This is a genomic window from Enterobacter sichuanensis (assembly GCF_009036245.1).
GTDB classification, from domain to species: domain Bacteria; phylum Pseudomonadota; class Gammaproteobacteria; order Enterobacterales; family Enterobacteriaceae; genus Enterobacter; species Enterobacter sichuanensis.
The window spans coordinates 389,235-404,246 of record NZ_CP027986.1 but is presented as its reverse complement, the minus strand read 5'-3'; the positions used below and the strand labels follow the sequence as shown (position 1 = coordinate 404,246).

General features: G+C 54.5%; 11 protein-coding genes, 1 tRNA gene and 2 rRNA genes. 8 read left to right on the top strand and 6 right to left on the bottom strand.

The window, feature by feature from the left end; all coding sequences use genetic code 11:
• The first annotated feature begins 9 nt into the window (after positions 1 to 9).
• The gene (gene epmB / locus C1N69_RS01895) at positions 10 to 1,038 is read left to right on the top strand and encodes an EF-P beta-lysylation protein EpmB (RefSeq protein ID WP_025758227.1); all 1,029 of its coding nucleotides are present in this window, start codon (positions 10 to 12) and stop codon (positions 1,036 to 1,038) included.
• A gap of 60 nt (positions 1,039 to 1,098) precedes the next feature.
• Here the strand turns inward: epmB and C1N69_RS01890 are convergent, their stop codons facing one another.
• The 3 genes from C1N69_RS01890 to C1N69_RS01880 all read right to left on the bottom strand — a co-directional run bounded on the left by C1N69_RS01890 (position 1,099) and on the right by C1N69_RS01880 (position 3,555).
• Positions 1,099 to 1,452: a DUF4156 domain-containing protein gene (locus tag C1N69_RS01890; protein ID WP_025758226.1), complete on the bottom strand. Its 354-nt coding sequence runs from the start codon at positions 1,450 to 1,452 to the stop codon at positions 1,099 to 1,101.
• A 134-nt stretch (positions 1,453 to 1,586) separates the two neighbouring features.
• Entirely contained in the window at positions 1,587 to 3,230 is a 1,644-nt protein-coding gene (gene groL / locus C1N69_RS01885; RefSeq protein WP_155030577.1) for a chaperonin GroEL, read from the bottom strand.
• Between the two features lie 31 nt (positions 3,231 to 3,261).
• Entirely contained in the window at positions 3,262 to 3,555 is a 294-nt protein-coding gene (locus C1N69_RS01880; RefSeq protein ID WP_003855929.1) for a co-chaperone GroES, read from the bottom strand.
• Positions 3,556 to 3,734: 179 nt separating this feature from the next.
• Here C1N69_RS01880 and yjeH point away from each other — a divergent pair, with 179 nt between their 5' ends.
• Positions 3,735 to 4,955, top strand: a complete 1,221-nt coding sequence (gene yjeH / locus C1N69_RS01875; RefSeq protein WP_155030576.1) for an L-methionine/branched-chain amino acid transporter — start codon at positions 3,735 to 3,737, stop codon at positions 4,953 to 4,955.
• A gap of 36 nt (positions 4,956 to 4,991) precedes the next feature.
• Here the strand turns inward: yjeH and C1N69_RS01870 are convergent, their stop codons facing one another.
• Positions 4,992 to 5,456, bottom strand: a complete 465-nt coding sequence (locus C1N69_RS01870) for an FxsA family protein (protein WP_167514975.1) — start codon at positions 5,454 to 5,456, stop codon at positions 4,992 to 4,994.
• 335 nt (positions 5,457 to 5,791) lie between these two features.
• On the opposite strand from C1N69_RS01870, the gene aspA reads away from it, so the two are divergent.
• The 6 genes from aspA (at position 5,792) to C1N69_RS01840 (ending at position 11,587) form a co-directional block, all read left to right on the top strand.
• Positions 5,792 to 7,228, top strand: coding sequence for an aspartate ammonia-lyase (gene aspA / locus C1N69_RS01865; protein WP_047652003.1), 1,437 nt, complete (start codon positions 5,792 to 5,794; stop codon positions 7,226 to 7,228).
• 116 nt (positions 7,229 to 7,344) lie between these two features.
• Positions 7,345 to 8,646: an anaerobic C4-dicarboxylate transporter gene (locus C1N69_RS01860; RefSeq protein ID WP_013095257.1), complete on the top strand. Its 1,302-nt coding sequence runs from the start codon at positions 7,345 to 7,347 to the stop codon at positions 8,644 to 8,646.
• A gap of 113 nt (positions 8,647 to 8,759) precedes the next feature.
• Positions 8,760 to 9,083: a divalent cation tolerance protein CutA gene (cutA, locus tag C1N69_RS01855; RefSeq protein WP_025758221.1), complete on the top strand. Its 324-nt coding sequence runs from the start codon at positions 8,760 to 8,762 to the stop codon at positions 9,081 to 9,083.
• Positions 9,059 to 10,768: a protein-disulfide reductase DsbD gene (locus tag C1N69_RS01850; protein WP_155030574.1), complete on the top strand. Its 1,710-nt coding sequence runs from the start codon at positions 9,059 to 9,061 to the stop codon at positions 10,766 to 10,768. The genes cutA and C1N69_RS01850 overlap by 25 nt, the downstream gene beginning before the upstream one ends.
• A 49-nt stretch (positions 10,769 to 10,817) precedes the next feature.
• Positions 10,818 to 11,393, top strand: coding sequence for a transcriptional regulator (locus C1N69_RS01845; RefSeq protein ID WP_025758219.1), 576 nt, complete (start codon positions 10,818 to 10,820; stop codon positions 11,391 to 11,393).
• Positions 11,394 to 11,511: 118 nt separating this feature from the next.
• Positions 11,512 to 11,587: transfer RNA gene (locus tag C1N69_RS01840), tRNA-Phe, on the top strand.
• A gap of 229 nt (positions 11,588 to 11,816) precedes the next feature.
• On the opposite strand, the gene rrf is transcribed toward C1N69_RS01840, so the two are convergent.
• Positions 11,817 to 11,932, bottom strand: a 5S ribosomal RNA gene (gene rrf, locus C1N69_RS01835).
• 70 nt (positions 11,933 to 12,002) lie between these two features.
• Positions 12,003 to 14,904: ribosomal RNA gene (locus tag C1N69_RS01830) — 23S ribosomal RNA — on the bottom strand.
• Between the last annotated feature and the right edge of the window lie 108 nt (positions 14,905 to 15,012).

Sequence of the window (15,012 nt, the reverse complement as noted above, 5' to 3'; positions counted from 1 at the left end):
AGCCACAAAATGGCGCATATTGTAACCCTAAACACCCCGTCCAGAGAAGATTGGTTATCGCAACTTGCCGATGTAATCACCAGTCCTGATGAATTGCTGCGTCTTTTAGACCTCGATCAGCACCCAGAGTTGCTTGCAGGCCGGGAGGCTAAGCGCCTCTTTGCCCTGCGCGTTCCCCGCGCGTTTGTTGCCAGAATGGAGAAAGGCAACCCAGACGATCCTTTGTTAAAACAGACGCTTACTTCTCAGGATGAGTTCATTACCGCGCCGGGCTACAGTACCGATCCGCTGGAAGAACAGAACAGCGTGGTGCCAGGTTTATTGCACAAATACCTCAACCGCGCCCTGCTGCTGGTAAAAGGCGGCTGTGCGGTAAATTGTCGTTATTGCTTCCGTCGGCACTTCCCGTATGCCGAAAACCAGGGCAATAAACGCAACTGGCAGGTCGCGCTGGACTATATCACCGCCCATCCGGAGCTGGATGAGATTATTTTTTCCGGTGGCGACCCGCTGATGGCGAAAGATCATGAGCTGGACTGGCTACTGACTCAGCTTGAAGCCATCCCGCACATTAAGCGTCTGCGCATTCACAGCCGTTTACCGATTGTCATTCCGGCACGTGTCACTGACGCTCTGGTGGCGCGACTGGAGCAGTCCCGGTTGCAGGTGCTGCTGGTAAATCATATTAACCACGCCAATGAAATTGACGATGCATTTCGCGCGGCGATGTCGCGTCTGCGTAAGGCGGGGGTAACGCTGTTGAACCAGAGCGTTCTGCTGCGTGGCGTGAATGATAGCGCCCGCGTGCTGGCTGACCTGAGCAATGCCCTGTTTGATGCAGGCGTGTTGCCCTATTACCTGCACGTGCTTGATCGCGTTCAGGGCGCAGCCCATTTCATGGTGACGGATGAAGAGGCCCGGCAGATCGTGCGTGAACTGCTAACGCTGGTGTCAGGCTATATGGTGCCGAAGCTGGCACGTGAGATTGGCGGTGAGCCGAGCAAGACGCCGCTGGATTTGCAGCTAAGGCAGAGCTAAAAAGGCAGGGGCGCTACGCTTACCTGCCCTACAGGTGCTAAGGGAGAGAGTAGAAGGCGATCAGTTCGGGCACTTGTAGACCTGGCCGCTCATCTGGCTGGCCGTGGGCACGAAGCTGGACAGCATTCCCTGCGTTGGGCTGCTCACGCCGTAAATCACGTTACCGCCCATTGCCGCAGCCTGATTACGCAGGGCATTCGCCGCACCGCGCATTGAACCGCCCTCTTCGCCATGCTGGCCTGACATCCAGTTACTTTGCTCACCGGTTGCCGTGCCTAACAGCTGGCATTCGTTGCCCGGCTTATCTTCTACAAAGCGAACACCCTGGCCCGCTGCCGACAGCTCATTGCTGGAACTACAACCTGCCAGCAGCAACGCTGCCCCTACGATCCCTGCACAGACTTTTACGCGCATGTTATTCCTCGTTTTCAATAAGCTGGACAGTAGTTGTCCGTGTGTAAATCTTATACCTAAAAGATGACCAAAAGAAAAACCCCCGAGCATTTCTGCCCGGGGGTTTTTCACATTCTAAGCGGTAAAGCGCACAATTACATCATGCCGCCCATACCGCCCATGCCGCCCATACCTGCAGCACCTAAATCTGGTGCATCGCCTTTAGGCAGGTCGGTCACCATGCACTCGGTAGTGATCATCAGGCCCGCTACAGATGCCGCGTACTGCAGAGCAGAACGGGTCACTTTAGTTGGGTCCAGGATACCGAAGTCGATCATGTTGCCGTATTCTTCAGTGGCTGCGTTGTAACCGTAGTTACCTTCGCCCGCTTTCACTTTGTTCGCCACGACGGATGGCTCTTCACCGGCGTTGGACACGATCTGACGCAGAGGAGCTTCCATTGCGCGCAGCGCAACTTTGATACCCACGTTCTGATCTTCGTTCTGCGCAGTCAGGCCAGCCAGTTTCGCGGCAACGCGCACCAGCGCAACACCACCACCCGCAACAACGCCTTCTTCTACCGCAGCACGGGTCGCGTGCAGGGCATCGTCAACGCGCGCTTTCTTCTCTTTCATTTCAACTTCGGTCGCAGCACCTACTTTGATTACCGCAACACCGCCTGCCAGTTTCGCTACGCGCTCCTGCAGTTTTTCACGGTCGTAATCGGAAGTCGCTTCTTCGATCTGCTTACGGATCTGACCCACACGGCCCTGAATAGCGGCTTCTTCACCCACGCCATCGATGATGGTGGTGGTGTCTTTGTTGATCACAACGCGTTTTGCCTGGCCCAGGTCTTCCAGGGTCGCTTTTTCCAGCTCCATACCGATCTCTTCAGAGATCACGGTACCGCTGGTCAGGGTAGCGATATCCTGCAGCATCGCTTTACGGCGATCGCCGAAGCCAGGTGCTTTAACCGCAGCCACTTTCACGATGCCGCGCATGGTGTTGACCACCAGCGTTGCCAGCGCTTCGCCTTCAACATCTTCAGCGATGATAACCAGCGGTTTGCCTGCTTTTGCAACGGCTTCCAGCACTGGCAGCATTTCGCGGATGTTGGAGATTTTCTTGTCAGCCAGCAGGATGAACGGGCTTTCCAGCTCAACAGCGCCAGTTTCTGGCTTGTTGATGAAGTATGGAGACAGGTAACCGCGGTCGAACTGCATACCTTCAACCACGTCCAGTTCGTCTTCCAGACCGGTACCGTCTTCAACGGTGATAACGCCTTCTTTACCGACTTTGTCCATCGCTTCTGCGATCAGTTTACCCACGGTTTCGTCGGAGTTAGCGGAGATGGTACCTACCTGAGCAATGGCCTTAGAGTCAGAGCACGGTACGGACAGCGCTTTCAGTTCTTCAACAGCAGCAGCGACAGCTTTGTCGATACCACGTTTCAGATCCATTGGGTTCATGCCTGCCGCAACGGCTTTCAGACCTTCGGTGATGATCGCCTGCGCCAGTACGGTCGCGGTGGTGGTACCGTCGCCTGCAGCGTCGTTCGCTTTAGAGGCAACTTCTTTCACCATCTGCGCACCCATGTTTTCGAACTTGTCTTCCAGCTCGATTTCACGTGCAACAGACACACCATCTTTAGTGATGGTTGGCGCGCCGAAGGATTTATCCAGCACTACGTTGCGGCCTTTCGGGCCCAGGGTCACTTTAACTGCATCTGCCAGTACGTTTACGCCGCGGAGCATTTTTACACGAGCGTCGTTACCGAATTTTACGTCTTTAGCTGCCATGTTCTTATTTCCTCAAATTCTCGTGCGTAAATTACGCTTCAACAATTGCCAGAATGTCGCTCTCGGACATGATCAACACTTCTTCATTGTCGATCTTCTCGGATTTCACGCCGTAGCCATCGTTGAAAATTACGATGTCACCAACTTTAACGTCCAGTGGCTGCACAGTTCCGTTTTCCAGGATGCGGCCCTTACCGACAGCGATGATTTCGCCACGCGTTGATTTGGCTGCTGCAGAACCGGTCAGAACGATACCGCCAGCAGACTTGGTTTCAACTTCTTTACGTTTGACGATCACACGATCATGTAACGGACGAATACTCATTGATAGCTCTCCTTTGAGAAAGTCATTATCAGTTATGGATGACGCCGGCCCGCATGCGGTTTTCCGACTAGTGCCCTGAGAGATGGGGATAGCTTTTTACCCCTTCAAGGGGGAGTTGAAAAAAAAATTTGCGAAAGTGTTACCATCGCCTCTCTTTTGGTATTGGCTGGGCGATGTCAATGAGTGGACTCAAGCAGGAACTGGGGCTGGCGCAAGGCGTTGGCCTGCTTTCAACCTCCTTGTTAGGAACGGGCGTGTTCGCCGTACCCGCACTGGCGGCACTGGTAGCCGGCAATAACAGTCTGTGGGCGTGGCCCGTTCTGATTGTGCTGGTTTTCCCGATTGCCATTGTGTTTGCCATCCTGGGGCGGCATTTCCCCAGCGCGGGCGGCGTGGCGCATTTTGTCGGGCTGGCCTTTGGCCCGCGACTGGAGCGTGTGACCGGCTGGCTGTTTCTCTCCGTCATTCCGGTTGGGCTGCCTGCGGCGTTGCATATTGCGACCGGCTTTGGCCAGGCGCTGTTTGGCTGGCATGACGAGCAACTGCTGCTGGCCGAACTGGGGACGCTGGCTATCGTCTGGTGGGTGGGTTCGCGCGGAGCCAGTTCCAGCGCCAACCTGCAGACACTGGTTGCGGTGCTGATTGTCGCGCTCGTTGCCGCTATCTGGTGGGCGGGCGATATCACCGTAAAAGAGATTCCCTTCCCGGCCGTGACGGACGTCAATCACTCACAGCTTTTTGCCGCGCTCTCCGTCATGTTCTGGTGTTTTGTCGGTCTGGAAGCCTTTGCCCATCTGGCGTCGGAATTTAAGCAGCCTGAACGTGATTTTCCCCGCGCGCTGATAATCGGCCTGCTGCTGGCAGGCACGGTCTACTGGGCTTGTACCGTGCTGGTGTTGCACTTCAACGCTTTCGGAGCGGATCTCGCCGCCGCGGCATCACTGCCGGGTATCGTGGTTGAACTGTTTGGCGTGAAGGCGCTGTGGATCGCCTGCGTTATTGGCTATCTGGCCTGTTTTGCCAGCCTGAATATTTACATCCAGAGCTTTGCCCGTCTGGTGTGGTCACAGGCGCGCGAGAAGCCCCAGAGCCGCCTTGCGCGCCTGTCCAGACGTCAGCTTCCCTTGAATGCTCTGAATGCCGTGCTGGGCTGCTGCGTGGTGAGTACGCTGTGCATTTACGCACTGAAGATCAATCTGGACGCGCTCATCGTCTACGCCAACGGTATTTTCATTATGATCTATCTGCTGTGCATGCTGGCGGGTTGCCGTCTGATGAGCGGTCGCTATAAAGCCCTGGCCGCGGTGGGAGGTATGCTTTGCCTGCTGTTACTGGCGATGGTGGGATGGAAAAGTCTGTACGCCATTATCATGCTGGCGGGGCTGTGGCTGGCGCTTTAACAGGCCCGGTAAGCGAAGCGCCACCGGGCAACAAAATCACCGATCGTCTTTGTGATCTAAACGGTCGTGTTGTTCATCCTTACGCTGATACTCCCCTTCAAAGGTATCCCCTGGCCCGGTACTAAAACCACCGCCCGGCATACGGCTAAAGCGCAGATGCGGCAGCAGCTTCATGGTCAGGTGCTTTTGCACCGGCGGCAGTAGCAGCAGAAGGCCGAGGAGGTCGGTGAAGAACCCCGGCAGGATCAGCAGCAGACCGGCAATAATCAGCGATACGCTTTTGATCATTTCTGCTGCCGGGCTTTCGCCTGCGGCCATCTTCTGCTGCATTATCAGGAAATTTTTGAAGCCCTGGTTACGCACCAGCGACATGCCGATGACGGAGGTGAAAATCACCAGAATCAGGGTCAGCAGGACGCCCAACACATGGGCGACCTGGATGAAAATGGAAATCTCAATGTAAACATAGAGAAAGAAAGCGATAAACGGTATCCAGCGCACTGGCATCTCCTGTGTGGCAGAGGCCATCAAGCCCCTGTCTGAATGTGTTCGCGACGCGCGTTTGTATGAGATGGTGACGGTTAGCGAAAATTCAATCAGTTTGCACGGATATTTTTTTTGGAAATATTAAAGCGGTGACTCATTTCACAGATTAATAATTATCATGGAATCGGGTCGATAATAAGTGATCCAGATTACGGCAATTCGCTATCATCAGCATATGATCTCGGGCATCTGGCTGATTGAGGGAATAATCGTCGGCCAGAAAATATTCAAAACCACATAAATACTGTGTGTTTAGTACAATCCATCGGCAGCTTGAAAAGAAGGTTCACATGTTAAACAACATTCGTATCGAAGAAGACTTGTTGGGTACCAGGGAAGTTCCAGCGGATGCCTACTACGGTGTTCACACTCTGAGAGCGATTGAAAACTTCTACATCAGCAACAGCAAAATCAGCGACATCCCTGAGTTTGTCCGTGGCATGGTGATGGTGAAGAAAGCCGCAGCACTGGCCAACAAAGAGCTGCAAACCATTCCTAAAAGCGCGGCAAATGCGATTATCGCGGCCTGCGATGAAGTGCTGAACAACGGCAAATGCATGGACCAGTTCCCGGTTGATGTCTATCAGGGCGGCGCGGGCACCTCCGTCAACATGAATACCAACGAAGTACTGGCAAACATTGGCCTGGAGCTGATGGGTCACCAGAAAGGTGAATACCAGTACCTGAACCCGAACGACCACGTGAACAAATGCCAGTCCACCAACGACGCCTACCCTACCGGCTTCCGTATCGCGGTGTATGCCTCTGTGGTGAAACTGGTGGACGCGATCAACCAGCTGGGCGATGGCTTCCAGCGCAAAGCGGTTGAGTTCCAGAATATCCTGAAAATGGGTCGTACCCAGCTGCAGGACGCGGTGCCAATGACCCTCGGTCAGGAGTTCCACGCGTTTAACGTGCTGCTGAACGAAGAAACGAAAAACCTGCTGCGCACCTCCGAACTGCTGCTGGAAGTGAACCTGGGCGCCACCGCCATCGGTACACGTCTGAACACCCCGGACGGCTATCAGCAGCTGGCGGTACAGAAGCTGGCGGAAGTCTCTAACCTGCCAGTTGTGCCTGCAGAAGACCTGATTGAAGCCACCTCAGACTGCGGCGCCTACGTCATGGTACACAGTGCCCTGAAACGTCTGGCGGTGAAACTGTCCAAAATTTGTAATGACCTGCGCCTGCTCTCTTCCGGCCCGCGCGCTGGCCTGAACGAAATCAACCTGCCAGAACTGCAGGCGGGTTCCTCCATCATGCCGGCCAAAGTAAACCCGGTGGTGCCAGAAGTGGTGAACCAGGTGTGCTTCAAAGTCATCGGTAACGATACGACCGTGACCATGGCCTCCGAAGCGGGTCAGCTGCAGCTGAACGTAATGGAGCCAGTGATTGGTCAGGCGATGTTCGAATCCATCCACATCCTGACTAACGCCTGCTACAACCTGCTGGAAAAATGCATTAACGGCATCACAGCGAATAAAGAAGTCTGTGAAGGTTATGTCTATAACTCCATCGGGATCGTCACTTACCTCAACCCGTTCATCGGTCACCACAACGGCGACATCGTCGGTAAGATTTGCGCCGAAACCGGTAAGAGCGTGCGTGAAGTGGTGCTGGAGCGTGGGCTGTTGACCGAAGCCGAGCTGGACGATATCTTCTCGGCCCAGAACCTGATGCACCCGGCATATAAAGCGAAACGATATACCGATGAAAGCGAACAGTAACCGTTCAGGCTAAGCTTCCGAAAGGCACGTCACTTGTGACGTGCCTTTTTTCTTTTTAGGCGTTACCAAAATACAACAATTCAATATCAACTTGTTAATAAGCAAGGCAGGTCCTTATGTTTGGAGCAGAACTCGTCATCGTCCTGTTGGCGATTTATTTGGGAGCAAGACTCGGGGGTATCGGCATCGGTTTTGCCGGCGGTCTCGGGGTGCTCGTTCTTACCCTTATCTTTCAGATTAAACCCGGCGCTATCCCGTTTGACGTTATCGAAATCATCATGGCCGTTATTGCCGCTATCGCCGCCATGCAGGTGGCTGGCGGCATGGACTATCTGGTCAGTCTGGCGGAGCGTATGCTGCGCCGTCATCCAAAGTACATTACCTTCCTTGCCCCGCTGGTGACCTGGTTTATGACCATTCTCGCCGGTACTGGCCACACCGCCTTCTCCACGCTGCCGGTGATTACCGAAGTGGCAAAAGAGCAGGGCATTCGTCCGTCTCGCCCACTCTCCATTGCGGTGGTGGCGTCCCAGATTGCGATAACCGCCTCGCCTATCTCCGCGGCGGTGGTGTTCTTTGCCGGTATCCTGGAACCCATGGGCGTGAGCTACCTGACACTGCTGGCGATCTGTATTCCGGTAACGCTGATTGCGGTGATGATCACCGCCGTGCTGTGTAACTTCCTTGGCGCTGAACTGAAAGACGATCCGGTTTATCAGGAACGCCTTGCCAAGGGTGAAGTGAGCCTGCGCGGCAGCCAGGTCTTCAAGTTGAAGCCGCACGCAAAACGTTCTGTGGTGCTGTTCCTGATCGGTATCGTCGCCGTCATGTTCTACGCGACCGCCATCAGTGACACCGTAGGTCTGATCCAGAACCCGGTCCTGCCGCGTAACGAAGCGATCGTTGTATTCATGCTGACCATCGCCACGCTGATTAGCATCACCTGTAAAATTGATACCAGCGAAGTGCTGAACGCCAGCACCTTCAAATCCGGTATGAGCGCCTGTGTGTGCGTGCTGGGTGTAGCCTGGCTGGGTGATACCTTCGTGAAAGCGCACATCAGTGATATCCAGACCGTCGCTGGCGACCTGCTGCACAACTATCCGTGGCTGCTGGCGGTCGTGCTGTTCTTTGCTGCCACCCTGCTTTACTCTCAGGCGGCGACCACCAAAGCGCTGATGCCTGCGGCACTGATGCTGGGCGTAACGCCGTTAACCGCCATCGCCTCGTTTGCTGCCGTCTCTGCCCTGTTCGTGCTGCCAACCTACCCAACCCTGCTGGCGGCGGTAGAGATGGATGACACCGGCTCTACCCGTATCGGTAAGTACGTGTTTAACCATGCATTCCTGATCCCGGGTGTGGTCGCGATTACGCTGTGCGTCATCCTCGGCTTTATCATCGGGGGCGTGGTGCTGTAAACCGTTGCGGGTTGTAAAAATAGTTAAAATTGGGCCGCTCTGCGGCCCGTTTCATTAATGACCTATTGTCTTGCGTGATATAGTGAAGCCTTTCGTGATGAGGAGGTCGACTTATGAACACGCCTGATGCTGTTGTCGTACTGTGTACCGCCCCTGATGAAGCTTCCGCCCAGGATCTCGCCGCCAAAGTGCTGGCCGAAAAACTGGCCGCCTGTGTAACACTCCTTCCCGGTGCCACTTCCCTTTACTACTGGGAGGGCAAACTGGAGCAGGAGTACGAAGTCCAGATGTTGCTCAAAACCAATCAGGCGAATCAGCAGGCGCTACTCGACTGCCTCAAATCTCATCATCCTTACCAAACTCCGGAGCTGCTGGTATTGCCCGTGCTCCACGGTGATAACGACTATCTCTCATGGCTCAACGCTTCCTTACGCTGATCCTGCTGCTGTGCAGCACATCAGTCTTTGCCGGGTTGTTTGACGCGCCCGGCCGTTCGAACTTCATTCCGGCCGATCAGGCGTTTGTTTTTGATTTTCAACAAAACCAGCACGACCTGACCCTCACCTGGCAGGTGAAAGAGGGCTATTATCTCTACCGCAAGCAGGTAAGCATTACCCCTGCCCAGGCAAACGTAGGGGCTTTACAGCTGCCTGCCGGCGAGTGGCACAAGGATGAGTTTTACGGCAAGAGTGAGATCTACCGCCAGCGTTTAAGCGTGCCCGTCACCGTGAATCAGGCGGATAAAGGCGCGACCCTGACGGTGACCTATCAGGGCTGTGCGGATGCCGGATTCTGCTATCCGCCAGAAACGAAGATCGTTCCGCTCAGCGAAGTGAAGGTGGCGGCTGCCTTTTCCCCTCTCCCCTCTGGGGAGAGGGCCAGGGTGAGGGGAGAAGGCGAAGCCGCGTCTGACCTTCCATTCTCAGCGCTTTGGGCCTTGCTGATTGGCATTGGCATTGCTTTTACTCCCTGCGTACTGCCGATGTATCCGCTCATCTCCGGCATCGTGCTGGGGGGTAAGCAACGCCTTTCCACCGCACGCGCCCTACTGTTGGCCTTTATTTATGTACAGGGGATGGCGTTAACCTATACCGCCCTTGGCCTTGTGGTTGCCGCTGCGGGGTTACAGTTCCAGGCCGCCCTTCAGCACCCTTACGTGCTGATTGGCTTGTCGGTTGTCTTCATCCTGCTGGCATTGTCGATGTTCGGCCTGTTTACCCTGCAGTTGCCGTCGGCGCTGCAAACCCGTTTAACGCTGATGAGTAACCGCCAGCAAGGGGGATCGGCAGGTGGCGTGTTTGTCATGGGGGCCATCGCCGGATTAATTTGCTCTCCCTGTACCACCGCCCCGCTGAGCGCCATCCTGCTCTATATCGCCCAGAGCGGTAATATGTGGCTTGGGGGCGGGACACTTTATCTCTATGCGATGGGCATGGGTCTGCCGCTGATGCTGGTGACAGTATTTGGCAACCGCCTGCTGCCAAAGAGCGGCCCGTGGATGGAGACGGTGAAAACCGCGTTTGGCTTTGTCATCCTCGCGCTGCCGGTTTTCCTCCTTGAGCGTATCCTCGGTGACGTCTGGGGTATGCGACTGTGGGCGATGCTCGGCGTAACCTTCTTTGCCTGGGCGTTTATCGTCAGCCTGGAGGCGAAAAAAGCGTGCATGCGCCTGGTGCAAATTCTTCTGCTCGCCGCCGCGCTGGTAAGCGTACGCCCGCTGCAGGACTGGGCGTTTGGTTCACCCGTGGGTCAGACGCAGGCGCATCTGAATTTCATCCAGATTAAGAACGTGGACGAACTCAACAGCGCCCTGACGGAGGCGAAAGGTAAACCGGTGATGCTCGATCTCTATGCAGACTGGTGTGTCGCCTGCAAAGAGTTTGAAAAATACACCTTTAGCGATCCACAGGTGCAACACGGGCTGAATGAGACGCTGCTGCTCCAGGCAAACGTCACCGCAAACAGTGCGCAGGACAAGGCGCTGCTGAAACACCTTAACGTTCTTGGTCTGCCCACCATTTTGTTCTTCAATGAACAGGGTGAAGAGCAGCCAGAACAGCGTGTCACCGGGTTTATGGATGCAACGGCATTCAGCGCGCATTTGCGCAATCGCCAACCGTAAACAACACTTTAGACGGGACAAACCGTTGGGAATAGCGGAGGAGAAAACCGTGCAACGCGAAGACGTACTGGGACAAGCCCTGCAATTACTTGAGATTCAAGGGATCGCCAGCACCACGCTTGAGATGGTAGCCGACCGTATCGATTACCCCGTGGATGAACTTAAGCGCTTCTGGCCGGATAAAGAGGCGCTGCTTTATGATGCCCTGCGCTATCTCAGCCAGCAGGTTGATGTCTGGCGCAGGCAGCTGATGCTGAATGAAGAGCTGACCGCGGAACAAAAGTTGCTGGCGCGCTATACGGCCCTGACCGAATGCGTCAGCAACAACCGCTATCCGGGTTGTCTGTTCATCGCCGCCTGTACCTACTTCCCCGATCCTGGTCACCCTATCCACCAGTTGGCGGATCAGCAAAAACGGGCTGCGCATGACTTCACTCACGAGCTGCTGACCCGTCTTGAAGTGGATGACCCGGCAATGGTAGCTAAACAGATGGAGCTGGTGCTGGAAGGCTGCCTGAGCCGCATGCTGGTGAACCGTAGCCAGGCCGATGTGGATACGGCCCACCGTCTGGCGGAAGATATTCTGCGCTTTGCCCAGTGCCGAATGGGTGGGGCGTTGACGTAAGCGTAGTTTAGCTTTTTGCTGCAGAAGCCAGCACATTGCCGTAAAGTTAAGCAGTTGAACCGTTTTTCCCGAAATAGTGTTGACGCCCGGTCGCGATTACGGTTTAATGCGCTCCGTTGCCCGGATAGCTCAGTCGGTAGAGCAGGGGATTGAAAATCCCCGTGTCCTTGGTTCGATTCCGAGTCCGGGCACCACTATTTAAAGAACCCAGCCTATGGCTGGGTTTTTGCTTTTCTGCGTTTATAAATCCCTTCTTTAGTATTCTTGTTTCTCTTTGCCGTGTGATCCATACCCGGTGGCGCTGCGCTTACCGGGCCGACAGGTTTCGTAGGCCGGATAAGGCGAAGCCGCCATCCGGCGTGTTTTCTAACGCCCAAAGCAAAAAACCCCGTACCTTACGGTACGGGGTTCTTCTAAATTGATGCCTGGCAGTTCCCTACTCTCACATGGGGAGACCCCACACTACCATCGGCGCTACGGCGTTTCACTTCTGAGTTCGGCATGGGGTCAGGTGGGACCACCGCGCTAAAGCCGCCAGGCAAATTCTGTTTAATCTGTATCAAAGCTGAAACTTGTGTCGTCTCTTCGCCAAAACATCTTCGGCGTTGTAAGGTTAAGCCTCACGGTTCATTAGTATCGGTTAGCTCAACGCATCGCTGCGCTTACACACCCGACCTATCAACGTCGTCGTCTTCAACGTTCCTTCAGGAGACTTAAAGTCTCAGGGAGAACTCATCTCGGGGCAAGTTTCGTGCTTAGATGCTTTCAGCACTTATCTCTTCCGCATTTAGCTACCGGGCAGTGCCATTGGCATGACAACCCGAACACCAGTGATGCGTCCACTCCGGTCCTCTCGTACTAGGAGCAGCCCCCCTCAATTCTCCAGCGCCCACGGCAGATAGGGACCGAACTGTCTCACGACGTTCTAAACCCAGCTCGCGTACCACTTTAAATGGCGAACAGCCATACCCTTGGGACCTACTTCAGCCCCAGGATGTGATGAGCCGACATCGAGGTGCCAAACACCGCCGTCGATATGAACTCTTGGGCGGTATCAGCCTGTTATCCCCGGAGTACCTTTTATCCGTTGAGCGATGGCCCTTCCATTCAGAACCACCGGATCACTATGACCTGCTTTCGCACCTGCTCGAGCCGTCACTCTCGCAGTCAAGCTAGCTTATGCCATTGCACTAACCTCCTGATGTCCGACCAGGATTAGCTAACCTTCGTGCTCCTCCGTTACTCTTTGGGAGGAGACCGCCCCAGTCAAACTACCCACCAGACACTGTCCGCAACCCGGATTACGGGTCTACGTTAGAACACCAGCCATTAAAGGGTGGTATTTCAAGGACGGCTCCATGCAGACTGGCGTCCACACTTCAAAGCCTCCCACCTATCCTACACATCAAGGACCAGTGTTCAGTGTCAAGCTATAGTAAAGGTTCACGGGGTCTTTCCGTCTTGCCGCGGGTACACTGCATCTTCACAGCGAGTTCAATTTCACTGAGTCTCGGGTGGAGACAGCCTGGCCATCATTACGCCATTCGTGCAGGTCGGAACTTACCCGACAAGGAATTTCGCTACCTTAGGACCGTTATAGTTACGGCCGCCGTTTACCGGGGCTTCGATCAAGAGCTTCGCGTTACCGCTAACCCCATCAATTAACCTTCCGGCACCGGGCAGGCGTCACACCGTATACGTCCACTTTCGTGTTTGCACAGTGCTGTGTTTTTAATAAACAGTTGCAGCCAGCTGGTATCTTCGACTGATTTCAGCTCCACCCGCAGGGGCTTCACCTACATATCAGCGTGCCTTCTCCCGAAGTTACGGCACCATTTTGCCTAGTTCCTTCACCCGAGTTCTCTCAAGCGCCTTGGTATTCTCTACCTGACCACCTGTGTCGGTTTGGGGTACGATTTGATGTTACCTGATGCTTAGAGGCTTTTCCTGGAAGCAGGGCATTTGTTACTTCAGCACCGTAGTGCCTCGTCATCACACCTCAGCGTTAAAAGGTACCGGATTTACCTAGAACCTCCGCCTACATGCTTAAACCGGGACAACCGTCGCCCGGCTAACATAGCCTTCTCCGTCCCCCCTTCGCAGTAACACCAAGTACAGGAATATTAACCTGTTTCCCATCGACTACGCCTTTCGGCCTCGCCTTAGGGGTCGACTCACCCTGCCCCGATTAACGTTGGACAGGAACCCTTGGTCTTCCGGCGAGCGGGCTTTTCACCCGCTTTATCGTTACTTATGTCAGCATTCGCACTTCTGATACCTCCAGCAACCCTCACAGGCCACCTTCAACGGCTTACAGAACGCTCCCCTACCCAACAACACATAGTGTCGCTGCCGCAGCTTCGGTGCATGGTTTAGCCCCGTTACATCTTCCGCGCAGGCCGACTCGACCAGTGAGCTATTACGCTTTCTTTAAATGATGGCTGCTTCTAAGCCAACATCCTGGCTGTCTGTGCCTTCCCACATCGTTTCCCACTTAACCATGACTTTGGGACCTTAGCTGGCGGTCTGGGTTGTTTCCCTCTTCACGACGGACGTTAGCACCCGCCGTGTGTCTCCCGTGATAACATTCTTCGGTATTCGTAGTTTGCATCGGGTTGGTAAGCCGGGATGGCCCCCTAGCCGAAACAGTGCTCTACCCCCGAAGATGAGTTCACGAGGCGCTACCTAAATAGCTTTCGGGAGAACCAGCTATCTCCCGGTTTGATTGGCCTTTCACCCCCAGCCACAAGTCATCCGCTAATTTTTCAACATTAGTCGGTTCGGTCCTCCAGTTAGTGTTACCCAACCTTCAACCTGCCCATGGCTAGATCACCGGGTTTCGGGTCTATACCCTGCAACTTAACGCCCAGTTAAGACTCGGTTTCCCTTCGGCTCCCCTATACGGTTAACCTTGCTACAGAATATAAGTCGCTGACCCATTATACAAAAGGTACGCAGTCACACCCGAAGGTGCTCCCACTGCTTGTACGTACACGGTTTCAGGTTCTTTTTCACTCCCCTCGCCGGGGTTCTTTTCGCCTTTCCCTCACGGTACTGGTTCACTATCGGTCAGTCAGGAGTATTTAGCCTTGGAGGATGGTCCCCCCATATTCAGACAGGATACCACGTGTCCCGCCCTACTCTTCGAGTTCACAGCCTGTGTGTTTTCGTGTACGGGACTATCACCCTGTACCGTCGGACTTTCCAGACCGTTCCACTAACACACAAGCTGATTCAGACTCTGGGCTGCTCCCCGTTCGCTCGCCGCTACTGGGGGAATCTCGGTTGATTTCTTTTCCTCGGGGTACTTAGATGTTTCAGTTCCCCCGGTTCGCCTCGTTAACCTATGTATTCAGTTAACGATAGTGTGTCGGAACACACTGGGTTTCCCCATTCGGACATCGCCGGGTCAAAGGTTCATATCACCTCGCCGGCGCTTTTCGCAGATTAGCACGTCCTTCATCGCCTCTGACTGCCAGGGCATCCACCGTGTACGCTTAGTCGCTTAACCTCACAACCCGAAGATGTTTCACTTCTGATTGCGAAAATTTGAGAGACTCGAACACACATAACATGTGTGTCGTTTCAATTTTCAGCTTGATCCAGATTTTTAAAGAGC

Excerpts from the sequence above, each read along its gene's own strand:
- C1N69_RS01860 (WP_013095257.1), top strand. The coding sequence starts at position 7,345 with ATGTTTGGAGCAGAACTCGTCATCGTCCTGTTGGCGATTTATTTGGGA.
- epmB (WP_025758227.1), top strand. The coding sequence starts at position 10 with ATGGCGCATATTGTAACCCTAAACACCCCGTCCAGAGAAGATTGGTTA.
- yjeH (WP_155030576.1), top strand. The coding sequence starts at position 3,735 with ATGAGTGGACTCAAGCAGGAACTGGGGCTGGCGCAAGGCGTTGGCCTG.
- C1N69_RS01850 (WP_155030574.1), top strand. The coding sequence starts at position 9,059 with ATGGCTCAACGCTTCCTTACGCTGATCCTGCTGCTGTGCAGCACATCA.
- C1N69_RS01880 (WP_003855929.1), bottom strand. The coding sequence starts at position 3,555 with ATGAGTATTCGTCCGTTACATGATCGTGTGATCGTCAAACGTAAAGAA.
- groL (WP_155030577.1), bottom strand. The coding sequence starts at position 3,230 with ATGGCAGCTAAAGACGTAAAATTCGGTAACGACGCTCGTGTAAAAATG.
- aspA (WP_047652003.1), top strand. The coding sequence starts at position 5,792 with ATGTTAAACAACATTCGTATCGAAGAAGACTTGTTGGGTACCAGGGAA.
- C1N69_RS01890 (WP_025758226.1), bottom strand. The coding sequence starts at position 1,452 with ATGCGCGTAAAAGTCTGTGCAGGGATCGTAGGGGCAGCGTTGCTGCTG.
- cutA (WP_025758221.1), top strand. The coding sequence starts at position 8,760 with ATGAACACGCCTGATGCTGTTGTCGTACTGTGTACCGCCCCTGATGAA.